The sequence below is a fragment of the Chitinivibrionales bacterium genome (assembly GCA_014728215.1).
Classification (GTDB): Bacteria; Fibrobacterota; Chitinivibrionia; order Chitinivibrionales; family WJKA01; genus WJKA01.
Map to the genome: position 1 here is coordinate 135650 of WJLZ01000215.1, position 12281 is coordinate 147930.

12 protein-coding genes are annotated in these 12281 nt (G+C 45.9%); 6 read left to right on the forward strand and 6 right to left on the reverse strand.

Annotated features, from left to right (window positions below; translation table 11 throughout):
- The first annotated feature begins 258 nt into the window (after positions 1 to 258).
- Positions 259 to 2430, forward strand: a complete 2172-nt coding sequence (locus GF401_20175) for a S1 RNA-binding domain-containing protein (GenBank protein MBD3347379.1) — start codon at positions 259 to 261, stop codon at positions 2428 to 2430.
- A gap of 10 nt (positions 2431 to 2440) precedes the next feature.
- Here the strand turns inward: GF401_20175 and GF401_20180 are convergent, their stop codons facing one another.
- The 6 genes from GF401_20180 to GF401_20205 all read right to left on the reverse strand — a co-directional run bounded on the left by GF401_20180 (position 2441) and on the right by GF401_20205 (position 6384).
- Positions 2441 to 4111 carry an arginine--tRNA ligase gene (locus GF401_20180; GenBank protein MBD3347380.1) on the reverse strand — a complete coding sequence of 557 codons (1671 nt, stop codon included), beginning with the start codon at positions 4109 to 4111 and terminating at the stop codon, positions 2441 to 2443.
- A gap of 6 nt (positions 4112 to 4117) precedes the next feature.
- Positions 4118 to 4444, reverse strand: coding sequence for a ribosome silencing factor (gene rsfS, locus GF401_20185; GenBank protein ID MBD3347381.1), 327 nt, complete (start codon positions 4442 to 4444; stop codon positions 4118 to 4120).
- Between the two features lie 41 nt (positions 4445 to 4485).
- A complete protein-coding gene (locus tag GF401_20190) occupies positions 4486 to 4902 on the reverse strand; it encodes a hypothetical protein (GenBank protein ID MBD3347382.1) in 417 nt (138 codons plus the stop codon).
- A gap of 68 nt (positions 4903 to 4970) precedes the next feature.
- Positions 4971 to 5441, reverse strand: a complete 471-nt coding sequence (locus GF401_20195) for an aspartate 1-decarboxylase (protein ID MBD3347383.1) — start codon at positions 5439 to 5441, stop codon at positions 4971 to 4973.
- Positions 5323 to 5979 (reverse strand): hypothetical protein, encoded by a 657-nt coding sequence (locus tag GF401_20200; protein ID MBD3347384.1) that lies wholly within the window; start codon positions 5977 to 5979, stop codon positions 5323 to 5325. Before GF401_20200 ends, GF401_20195 begins: the two co-directional genes overlap by 119 nt.
- Before the next feature lie 177 nt (positions 5980 to 6156).
- A complete protein-coding gene (locus GF401_20205) occupies positions 6157 to 6384 on the reverse strand; it encodes a DUF861 domain-containing protein (protein ID MBD3347385.1) in 228 nt (75 codons plus the stop codon).
- 220 nt (positions 6385 to 6604) lie between these two features.
- Here GF401_20205 and lepA point away from each other — a divergent pair, with 220 nt between their 5' ends.
- Genes lepA through GF401_20230 form a run of 5 tightly spaced genes read left to right on the forward strand, consistent with a single transcriptional unit; the run spans position 6605 to position 12182 of the window.
- Positions 6605 to 8479: an elongation factor 4 gene (gene lepA / locus GF401_20210; GenBank protein ID MBD3347386.1), complete on the forward strand. Its 1875-nt coding sequence runs from the start codon at positions 6605 to 6607 to the stop codon at positions 8477 to 8479.
- Between the two features lie 8 nt (positions 8480 to 8487).
- Positions 8488 to 9441 carry a signal peptidase I gene (gene lepB, locus GF401_20215; GenBank protein ID MBD3347387.1) on the forward strand — a complete coding sequence of 318 codons (954 nt, stop codon included), beginning with the start codon at positions 8488 to 8490 and terminating at the stop codon, positions 9439 to 9441.
- A 10-nt stretch (positions 9442 to 9451) separates the two neighbouring features.
- Complete coding sequence (trpB, locus tag GF401_20220) at positions 9452 to 10645, forward strand: tryptophan synthase subunit beta (GenBank protein MBD3347388.1); 1194 nt, start codon at positions 9452 to 9454, stop codon at positions 10643 to 10645.
- Positions 10642 to 11445, forward strand: coding sequence for a tryptophan synthase subunit alpha (locus GF401_20225; GenBank protein ID MBD3347389.1), 804 nt, complete (start codon positions 10642 to 10644; stop codon positions 11443 to 11445). The genes trpB and GF401_20225 overlap by 4 nt, the downstream gene beginning before the upstream one ends.
- Positions 11442 to 12182, forward strand: a complete 741-nt coding sequence (locus tag GF401_20230) for a chorismate mutase (protein MBD3347390.1) — start codon at positions 11442 to 11444, stop codon at positions 12180 to 12182. Before GF401_20225 ends, GF401_20230 begins: the two co-directional genes overlap by 4 nt.
- The last annotated feature ends 99 nt before the right edge of the window (positions 12183 to 12281 follow it).

Here is a 12281-nt window from a genome sequence, read left to right on the forward strand (position 1 = left end):
GGCAGAGGATTCTTTCTCTGCCTTTTCCTTTCTCTTTCCTCCCACTCAGCAATCAAAAATCGTTAACCAGCAAACATCCGACAGCAGGTTCCAGCTCCGAGTATCCAGCCCCGTTTTCGCAAAGCTCCCGTTAATAATGCGGTTAAATAGAATATAACAAGGACCATTTCGATGCTATTTAATGCCATAGCTTGCCAAACCTTGTGGCATCTTGTAGTTTTAATGGCCAGATAATCTAAACATCAGTCAACTTCCACCATGATTCAATTCGCAAAACACATTTCCGATAAATGGGGAATCTCAGATGAACTGTCAAAAGAGATCTGTGTTTCTTTTTCCAGAAATGATTCTCCGTTCTATCTGTCCGACTATAACTTTGTCATTGCAGCAGAACTCGATCTTCTGCAATTGCGTGAGATATACGGGTTTCTGAATGAAATCGCTGCACTCTCATCCAAAAGAACGCGGGTACTCAATGCTTTGAAAAAAGCAAACAAACTAACTCCCGCATTAGAAGACCGGATCAATTTAACACCTTACTCCTACGAACTGGATGATATCCTTGCTCCTTACCGGTCCAACCCCCGGAGCCGTGGTCAGCAGGCATTGCGAAAAGGACTCGGCGAGCTAGCTGATATTTTCGAACTTCAGGAAGAAGAAACAACACCCCTCGAAGAACTTGCTGCACCCTATGTCGGAAAACATCCATCGTTGAAAACTGTCGATGATGTTATTTCTTCTACAAAAGATATTCTTGTCGAACGATTTTCGACCGACGAGACGGTAAGGGCGATGGTTCGCGACTTTGGCTATGAACAGGGGCAGTTCGAAATTATTCCCAAGAAAAAGAAGGATCCCCGGTTTGCGTCATACGCCGGCAAATTTATCGATCCTCATTCACTTACCGCCGAAGAACTCCTTGCGATCATGGTTGCTGCGGACAACAAAGAAATTCGTCTGAAACTCGTTCTCCAACTCTTTCGTATAACCGAATTACTCAAAGCACACTTTATCATTAACCCCGACTTTGTCGGCTTCGACATGCTCTGTGAAGCGATTGATGAGTGCTGGGTTCGCCTGCTGCAACCACTGGTCGAAAAAGATGTCATGGGCCGTCTGCAAAGCGAAGCCGAAAATAAAATTGCCCAGGAAATCAGCAGAGATCTCGAAAATAGAGATGAAGAACCAAAACACAATCCTGTACTGGCAATCAGCATCGATGAAAATCTTCATGCAGGCCTGGTAGCGCTCGATATCAAAGGCCGCCTCATGGGTGCAGCAGGAATCAAGATCAATAAAGACAATAAATCGGGCTTTGTTAACAGGCTCAAACAATTTATTACCCGCTATCGGATCGCCGCCATACTCCTTCCGGAAACCGAATCATCGAAGCAACTCGAAAGCAGTATTGCCGGAACAATCGAACATGCGGCGCCTAATTGTCAACTTATTCGTCTCGAAAAGGAACAAACCGATCTTGCAAAATCCGAATGGGTAATGAATGAATTTGCCGACCTCGACGACACGATGCGTCGTGCGCTTGCAAATGCACTCGAGTATTTGCAACCCCTGGACCTTATCTCCGAAATCAGCGGGCGCTATTTCCAGCTCCATCCCAAACAACACCTTCTCTCCGAGGATCGGATTACCGAAATTGTCCGATACAGAACAACCGTAGAAAAACTCAAGGATGGACTGGAGATTTCCTCACTGTCACCGGGGCTTCTTTCAACACTCTACCCGCTTCCCGAATCAGTATTGAATGAATTAACGAAACCGTCAATAAAAACCTCGATTGCTCAAAAGCTGGATATCGCAAATATCAAAGGACTCACAGGTGATGCGTTCAGGAATATCGCCGGCTATATCATTATCCCCACGGCGCCGGAATTGCTCGATCGTACGCTGGTCCACCCCGATTATTTCGACTGGCTTATGGATATAAGTCAGGAGCTGAATTGTACCACCGATGCTCTGATAAACGATCCGAATATTCTTCGCACCTACGATATTGAAGATTATGTCAAAAAACTGTATATCGAAAAGAAACTGATGCACCAGTTGAGTGCCGGCAAAAAATATATCGCCAAACCTGCCATGGCGAAAAAGCGCAGAAAGAAACTCACCGAAATCAAAGAAGACACCATTGTTTCGGGTGTTGTCACCAATGTTGCCCCCTTCGGTGCCTTTGTCGATATCAACGCTGTCTGTGATGGCCTTATCCATATCTCACAGATGGCCGATGGATATGTTGAATCGACCGAACAGGTGGTTTCGGTTAACGACCGGGTCAATGTACGGGTTGTTAAAGTAGATGTGAAAAAACGGCGCATTTCTCTCTCGATGAAAGGACTGGGAAATATGGCCCCGAAAGTCAGCCCCTCCAAAGGACAGCTCAGCAATCTGGCAGATCACTTCAAAAACAGATAACCGTTTCCTGCTACATTCTCTCCGGCGCGGAGACTCCTAAAAGCGACAATCCCAGCCGCATCATGTTGCGGACACCAAGTGTCAAAAAGAGCCTCGCCTTTGATAATTCACGATTATCCGTGACAATACGATGTTTCTGATAGAATTGATGGAATGCCGTTGCCACACTCTCGCAGTAAGCGGTAAGCCGGTGAGGCTCGATCGCCGTCGCCAGTGAATAGAGCAGGTGTGGGAATTCGGAAATAACCCGTATTACCTCCAGTTCCTCTTCTTCTTCAAGAAGTGATAAATCGGCGGAGAGAATGTCTTCATGAGAAAATTCCCGTTCTTCGGCATGGGAGCAGAGACTGCAGGTGCGGGCATGAGCATACTGCACGTAAAACACCGGATTCTCTTCACTCCTCTTGAGAGCCAGATCCATATCGAAATCAAAATGGGACGAAAGCCGGCGGTTAACGAAGAAATAACGGGCAGCATCAACACCAACTTCATTAACAAGATCGGTAATGGTGATATAATCGCCTTTTCGTTTCGACATACGAAAAGGTTGGCCTTCACGAATAAGATTGACCTGCTGGATAATGAAATTTTTAAAAACCGTTTTGCCGGTGTCCAGTGCTTTCACCGCTCCTTCAAGACGGGGAAGATACCCATGGTGATCGGGTCCCCAGAAAGTATAGGACTCATCAAAGCCCCGTGATGCCTTATAGAGATGATAGGCCAGATCGGCAAGGAAATAAGTGGGTGTACCGTCGGACCGAATAATCACTCTGTCTTTTTCATCCCCAAAGGTAGTCGATTTGAACCACACCGCGTTTTCATCTTCAAAGACCAGCCCTTTTTCTCTGAGCATCTCGAAAGTTTCGTGAGGAATGTTTTGCCGGTGAAGCTCACTTTCAAAAAACCAGCGGGTGTATTCTACTCCATAATCTTTGAGCACATTCTGTTGCGCAGTAACATTTTTCTTCAGAGCCTCTGCTCGAAAAAGGGCTTCCCGCGATTCTTCATCCATGGATTCGATACCGGGATTTTCTTCGGCGATCTCATCGGCAAGCTCATAGATATAGTCGCCATGGTATCCTTCCTCGGGTAGGGGATATTCTTTGCCCTCTTTCTCATAATACCGGGATGCAACCGACTTACCAAGCAGATCGACCTGGTTCCCATAATCGTTTACATAGTACTCCCGTTCGATAGTATTGCCGATCCATTCATGAGTTCGCCCAACGACATCACCGATAGCTGCCGCACGGGCATTGACAACAACCAGCGGACCGGTGGGATTTGCACTGACAAACTCAAGGAGGATCTTCTTCGGGTTCTTTATCTGATCCCGTCCATAGGTCTGGGGTTCTTTCACCACCTGTTCCAGAACCACACAAAGATACTTTGCACTCAACCGGAAATTGATAAAACCACCGGCGATGGTGTTTTTCAGCTCGGGATCGGGTTGAACGAATGTCTCGTCCCAGGCAAAAGCCTGCATCAATTCTTTTGCAATTACCGGAGGTGGCTTACGCAGGGATTTTGCCAGTCCCATTGCCAGGGGCGTCGAAAGATCGCCATAGGCCTTGTTTTTGGGTTTTTCGATAATGATATCATCAGTGCCAAGTGTTTCCAGATTAAAAACACTTTTTGCGGCGCCGGTTAACTGTTCGACCAGATATTCTCGTATTGTCATGACGGTCTACCATATCTCCTTTTTAGGCTCCGGTTTTTTTGTACCGGACCATAATTCCTCGAGGGAGTAATAATCCCGCACTTCCGGTATCATGATATGAACAACGACATCGATGCAATCGATAAGCAGCCACCGTCCTTCGGCTTTTCCCTCCACATGCCATGGATGAACATTCACCCTATCGAGGCCGTCGAGAATAGCATCACAAATTGCCCGGTTATGCACCGCGTTCTCACCTTCACATATAACGAACCAGTCTGCCGGAGCGGTTCTTTTCCGAAGGTCGATAACCGAAGCAGTCGCTTTTTTTTCTTCTGCACAACGAACAATCATGTCCGCAAGCTCTTTGCCCTGTAATTGTTCTTCTTTTGATTTCAAAGTTCTTTTCCTTCTATATCCGCACCGAGATACACGGTTACATCAAAACGATCATTGTCATTTTTCATGAGAATGACTTTGTCAGGATCGACATCCAGCACCTTTCCTATCTGACGAGCGATACTCATGTCTTCAATCCGGGACACCACTAAAGTGGCCGGATAATTAAAGGTCGGCGCATTTCCGATCCCGTCATTTTTAACATCAAAGCCATGGTTACGGAGCAGTTCCGCAGTTTCCCATGCGGCACCATTGACACCGCATCCATTCAGTATTTCGATCCTTCCGATATGAGGGATCTTTTTCTGAACAATCGGGGCTGGTCCGGTTGTTGAGTCATTTCGTACACGCCCGATAATCACCGCCAATGCAATGACGGCACAGAGAATAACAAAAATCAGAAAATTACGCATTGTCGAAATCTATTCCAGCTCAAAAGTTAGTTGATACGCTTCACCGCACCACCTGGGTACAGAAAAAATTAATTAGTTTCGACAGACGACGGCTTAACACGTACAACTGTAGGTGTATGGCGCGGTATTTCATCCGGTGTTAAGAGGGCATAGCTGAGTACCATAACTTTATCGCCCGGTGCACCTAAACGAGCCGCAGGGCCGTTGAGTTCCACCTTCTTTGAGCCACGTTCGGCTTTTATTACATACGTTTGAAAACGAACCCCATTCGACATATTAAGCACATCAACCGCCTCGTTTTCAATAAATCCGCATTGCTCTATGTAGTCTTCATCAAGCGCGATGCTTCCCTCGTACTCCAGATAGGTTCCGGTAATGGCTATGTCACGCAGTTTTGCATTAAGAAACTTTCTCAACATCCTAACTCTTTCTGAATCGTAATGGTATATTCCATAACAGTGATACTCTGTTTGCTCCGCCGGGATACTGCTGTGAAAAACGTGCGGCGTCTTTGTTTGTGCTCTTTTCAACCTGTACATACATATCGATTCCGCTCCATGCCATATCGAGAGGAAGGCATACAAAGAAGAATACCGGATAATCAACCGGTGTTTCTTTACTTTGGAGTTCCATTCCAAGGGTGAAACCGCCCAGAAGCAGGGATATTCCTGCAGCCCCGAGCATCGTATATCCTTTCAGATACTGCCGCTGCTTGATTTGCGTATAGCCGGGGAACAGAAAACTCTGCAAAACACACCACCTGCCCAGGGATTCGCCCGAAGGACCGTACATTATTTCTTCGTCGGTAAAACCCGCCTGCCGCTTCCGAATCCACTTCCGCTCCGATATACGCATTTCTTTCCAGGGTTCTTTTGAATACTCGGTAATCGAAATTCCTGCGCGCATTAATTTATAAACTTTTTTCATCGGCATGCGGTTGCGCTTTATATACTGCCACTCCGGCAGGGATAATCCAAGTTTCTCGTAGTATTCCTTTTCCGATGATGAACCATCGAGGACAATCTCATCTCCCTGCACTGATGAAATACAAATAGTTACCGGTAAGGCAAAAAGCATGATCCAGCGTGGCAATAAACTCATATTGTGCAAAAAATGAAACTCCTTCCCGCCAAACGACTGTCTCGTCGGACTCGCACCATCTCAGCCAACCGAAGGCTAAATCGCTGTTAATCCTTTAAAATAGTTCCTTGCAGCCCCTGGTCTCAAAAATCAAATCAGAATTCAAAGACCACTTTAACGAAAATTATAATGCTTTCTCACCGGTTTTTTAATATCCCATACGCACGACAAACCTTTGGGAAAGGTCACAAAATCACCGGCCCCGAATTCGACTTTTTTGCCCTCGACGGTCTCCACCACCACATTTCCTTCAAGAAGATAACATTCTTCGATACTGTCATAATGCCAGTCAAACCGGGATACGTCCTTTTTCTCGACGCCACCTTTCATGAACACGGCCATCGGCCAAGATTATCAAATCCGATTTGTATTTCGTACCTGCTATAGTCATTTTTCCAAAGGAATAATGCTCGATCATAGGCAAAAACCAGGTTAATTTTGGTAAAAAAGCATTCCAAATCATTACTTTATTTATATTGTCAAAATATGATGCCGGGAATATCGAACAATAACAAAGCACTCTGTTACAAATATAATCAAATATGAGGTATACTATTACCGGATGGTTTATTATTGTGCTTCGCAGGTAGTATTTTTCCCATATTTTGCGAGAGCCTTTACCCAAACAGGATATACTTTGACTCCAAACGAATTAATTAGAAATTTCTGCATAATCGCTCATATCGATCATGGCAAGTCCACCCTGGCGGACCGTTTACTTGAAATGACCAGCACGGTGGAAAAATTCAAGATGCAGGCTCAGATTCTCGATGACATGGATCTGGAGAGGGAGCGGGGTATTACGATAAAATCCCACCCTATCAGGATGAGTTACCCGGCCACTGACGGCAAAACCTATTGCCTGAATCTTATTGATACGCCCGGCCATGTCGATTTTTCCTACGAAGTTTCCAAATCCTTGGCGGCCTGTGAAGGCGCGCTCCTTGTTGTCGATGCTACGCAGGGTATTGAAGCGCAAACGTTGACCAATATCTATCTTGCCCTCGATCATGATCTGACAATCATCCCGGTATTAAATAAAATCGACCTTCCTTCGGCGCACCCCGAGGAAATCGGTAAGCAAATCTCCGACCTTCTGGGAGTCGATCAGAGTGAAATTATCAAGTGCAGCGCTAAAACCGGTGAGGGTGTTGACCAGTTAATGAACCGGGTTATCAACGATATTGCACCACCACAGGGTAAATTCGATGCACCGCTTAAAGCGCTGGTATTCGATTCCAAATACGACACCTTCAGAGGCGCCATCGCCTATATACGGGTCTTTGAAGGTGAAATCAAGGCAGGAGATGATGTACGGTTTTTCTCAAACGGCAGGGAGTATGAAGTTGCCGAGGTGGGCTATTTCGTTCTCAACCGCAAACCCCGGAAAGATTTATGCGCCGGTGAAGTCGGCTATGTGGTAGGAAATATTAAAACAATTTCCGATGTTAAAATCGGAGATACGATCACTACCAAACGAAAAGGTGCCGAAGAACCGGTTCCGGGGTATCGTGAAATCAAGCCGATGGTATTCAGCGGTCTCTACCCCGTTGATAAAGACGATTACGAAGATCTTCGCAGTGCGCTGGAGAAATTGCAGCTCAACGACGGTTCGATCAGCTACGATCCAGAAAATTCCGCCGCCCTCGGATTTGGATTCCGTGCCGGTTTTTCAGGACTGCTTCATATGGAAGTCATTCAGGAGCGGTTACACCGGGAGTATAATGTCAACATTATAACCACGCTTCCCAACGTTCGCTACAGAGTAGTCAGGAAAGATGGTGTTGAAGAGTTTATCGACAGTCCGGCAAAGCTTCCCTCGGTTCAGGAAATCGAGACTATCGGCGAACCTATTACCAAAGTCCAGATTGTCACTCCAACCGATTATGTCGGTGCAATCATGAAATTGTGCGAAGAAAAACGGGGAACCATGGAAAATATGGAGTACTTCGAGGAAACCCGGGTCTGTCTCCACTATCGTCTTCCACTCTCCGAAGTCATTATCGATTTTTTCGATAAATTAAAAAGCTATACCCGCGGTTACGGCTCCATGGATTATGACTTTTCCGGTTACCAGGATGACGACCTTGTTAAGATCGATGTTCGTATCAACGGCCAGGCAGTCGACGCTTTTTCGGCAATTGTCCACCGGGATAAAAGCTATTCCTACGGCCAGGCGATCACGAAAAAACTAAAAGAGTTTATTCCCCGCCAGATGTATCAGGTTGCAATCCAGGCTTCGATCGGAACCCGTATTATCGCTCGAACAACCGTTAAGCCGTACCGTAAAGATGTGACTTCAAAGTGTTACGGTGGTGATATCAGTCGTAAAAGAAAACTCCTGGAAAAACAAAAAGAGGGTAAGAAACGTATGAAACAGGTAGGAAATGTGGAAATTCCGCAGGAAGCTTTTCTTGCCATCTTGCAGAGAGAGTAAGTAATTCGATGAATACGCTGAACAACTATACCGATCCTGTAGATCTCAGGATAAACATTTACCGCCTGGCAAAAAGGTTGGCTTTCATTCTTGCGCTGGCGGTGGTGGTTAAACTCGTTTTTTTCGATACGGTCGCCGTAACGACAAACCTTATGGCTCCGTCGCTTATCGCCGGAGACCGTGTCCTGGTCTCCAAGCTTGCCTATTCATTTCCCTTCAAGCTGTTTTTCGAACCGAAAATAAACAGTATTGTTATCATGCGCGATCCTTCTATGCCCGAAAAATTTTTCAGCTATCGTCTCGCTGCACTTCCCGGCGACAGCGTATATATCGATCAGGGTGTTTTTCATAATGCCAGCCGTCCGGATATGGAGTATTTATCATCGATAGAGCCCGAGGATATTGTCCCACCAGATTTTTCTCCTCGCGATTATCTTCAGCCGCTCAAACTTCCCAGAAAAGGCGATGAAATACACCTGGATTCACTGCAACTCCGGGATCTGATATTTACCATATCGATGATACGCCAGGAAAACCCCGATAACGAGTATGCGGTAAAAGCCAGGATTTTCATTGACGGGAAAGAAGAGAAGGCATTTGAGCTTGAAGATTTCACGCTCTTTGATGGAAAACTCGACTCAATCCCTCCAACGTTTCATTTCAATTATTTTTTCTGGGACCGGCTGAAAGCGTATCTTATCAATACCAATAAAGAGAGCGATGTTGAGCTTGCAGTATTTTGTGAGGAAAACGGTAAGAGGCTTTTTAAATACAAGCTCAAGAAATCATATATATTCCTTCTCTCTGATGACTGGCAACGGGGGTATGATTCCCGATTTATCGGGCCGCGAATGCTTTCTTCAGTTAAAGGACGGGTCAGGTTTGTATTGTGGTCGTTCAAACCGGGAGAGCCGTTTTTCAAGGCGCTGCGAACAAACAGAATAATGAAAATCATCAAATAGCGAAATGCCTATGCCTACAAAAAAAGGTTATTTTGGAGAATTCGGCGGTCAGTTTGCCCCCGAGGTACTTATGCCGGCCCTGGAGGAACTGGAAAAAGCCTTTGCAGAGTTTAAAAGAGACAAAACCGTTCATGAACGCTTTTCGTACCTTCTGAAAAATTATAACGGACGGCCCACTCCGCTCTATTATGCAAAGAATCTCAGCAATCATCTCGGAGGGGCACGGATTTATTTAAAACGAGAAGACTTGAATCATACGGGTGCCCATAAAGTCACCAATTCACTTGGTCAGTCACTCCTTGCAGAATTTATGGGCAAGAAGCGAATCATTGCCGAGACAGGAGCCGGACAGCACGGAGTTGCAACAGCGACGGCCGCTGCTCTGCTTAATCTGGAATGCAATATTTATATGGGTACGATCGACATGGCCCGTCAGCGGCCCAATGTTTTCAGAATGAATCTTCTGGGTACCACGGTGGTCCCCGTTGAAAGCGGCGGAAAAACATTGAAAGATGCGGTCAATGAGACAATGAGAGACTGGAGTGCGACGGTCACGACTACCCATTATGTTCTCGGTTCTGTTCTGGGCCCCCATCCGTTTCCTTCAATAGTAAAACATTTCCAGTCGGTTATCGGCAGGGAAGCAAAAAAACAGATACTTCGTCAAGAAGGACGCCTTCCCCATGAAATTGTCGCCTGTGTTGGAGGGGGATCCAACGCTATCGGTATATTCTCCGAGTTTCTCAAAGATAAGAAAGTCAGATGCACCGGCGTCGAAGCCGGTGGAAAAGGTATCAAAGGCAAAAAACATGCTGTGAGATTAACGCCGACATCCGATTCACATAAAGGCATTCTCCACGGTTCCTTTTCCTATGTTTTGCAGAACCGCCACGGTCAAATCGGCAATACTCATTCAATTTCCGCAGGCCTCGATTACAGCGGGGTCGGTCCTGAACATGCAGCCTTGTATTCCTCCGGAAGAGTCCGGTATACCCATGCAACCGACCGTGAAGCCATCGATGCATTCAAATTACTGAGTGAATATGAAGGGATTATTCCTGCACTGGAATCATCCCATGCAGTAGCCTATGCTGTCAAACAGGCACCCAAGTTGTCGAAGAAACAAATAATGATCATTAACCTTTCCGGTCGCGGAGATAAAGATATTTTCCATGTAGCCGACTATCTGGGATTAACAATATGAACCGCTATGAGTATACATTCAATCTTTTAAAGGAAAAGGGTGAGAAGGCATTTATACCCTTTGCTTCAGCAGGGGACCCTGATCTTGTCACCAGCGAGTCGATTTTTAAGACCTATATCGATTCGGGAGCGGATATTCTGGAAATCGGTTATCCTTTTTCGGATCCTATTGCCGATGGTCCGGTGAACCAGCGCGCGGGAATGCGTGCAATCGAGGCCGGACTTACCCACGCTTCTTTCTTTGCATTGATAAAAATCCTGAGAAAGTACAGTGACATTCCTGTTGGAATCCTGATTTACGCCAATTCAATCTATTCTTTAGGCTATGATACTTTCTGCAGACGGGCCGCCGATGCCGGCATTGACAGCCTGCTTATAGCCGATATGCCGCCCGAAGAACATGAAATAATTGTCGGGTACATGAAAAAATACGGCCTCGGCGTTGTGCATATCGTTTCCGAACTGACCCCAGATCAACGGATTGATCAGATCTGTAAACAGATCGATTCCTTTGTATATGTGGTGAGCCGACTGGGACCGACCGGAACCGGTAATAACCTGGGAGAAAATGTTAAAAAGACGATCTCCCGTCTTAAAAAACGCACATCCAAACCACTCTGTGTCGGTTTCGGCCTCTCGAAACCTGCACATGTTAAACAAATCGTTGGGGCAGGAGCCGATGGCGCGATTATGGGAAGCGCATTGGTAAAAATCATCGAAAACAACCAGTCGAATAAAAAGGAACTTTTGAAAAAACTGGCAGTTCTGGTAAAACAGTGCAAGAAAGCCACGCAACAATGAAAAAACTCGACCTGAATGCAATAGCAGCACATCTTGAAAGCCTCGAAGAAACAATCATTTTTAAGCTTATCGATCGGGCGCAGTGGAAAACAAATCGCATCATCTATGAAAAAGGACGCAGTGGGTTTAAAAACAACACAACCCATAGCCTTTTTGAACTCCGGTTATTATACCAGGAACGGATGGATGCCGAATTCGGCAGGTTCTGTGTTCCCGAGGAACGGCCTTTCAACAGTGAGCTTCCTGCTCCCCAGCGGGAGGTTACGATTCCTGAAACCGGTCTCTGCACTAACGACTTTAATGTTGTAAACCTTACGCATGAAATTTTGGATGACTATCTGGCTTTGATACCCGGTATATGTCGTGATGGTGACGATGAGCAGTATGGGTCGAGTGTGGAGCATGATGTGTTTGCCGTGCAGGCTGTTTCCCGGAGAATACATTACGGCTCCTTCTATGTTGCCGAAAGTAAGTATCGAAGCAATTCATCGACACTCAAGCCTTTAATCGAGGCAAAAGATTATGAGGGCTTATATGAAGCACTCACGCGAAAAGATGTTGAAAAGGCGATAATCGCCCGGGTACAGGAAAAAGTCATCAGCGTTCAGGCGCGGATGCGCCATGAAATCCGGCATACCGTCGAGCCGAAAACAGTTCTGCAGTTTTATCACGACTGTATAATCCCGACAACAAAAAAGGGTGAAGTCCTTTATCTTTTGCAGCGGCCGCTTACATGAAACCCCTCGACATCCGAATACTATTGTAATCATTTTCACCAAGGGAGAAGAAGATGCTGGAGATTAAGGCTGCCCGTGAAATACGGGGCGCCGTTGAAA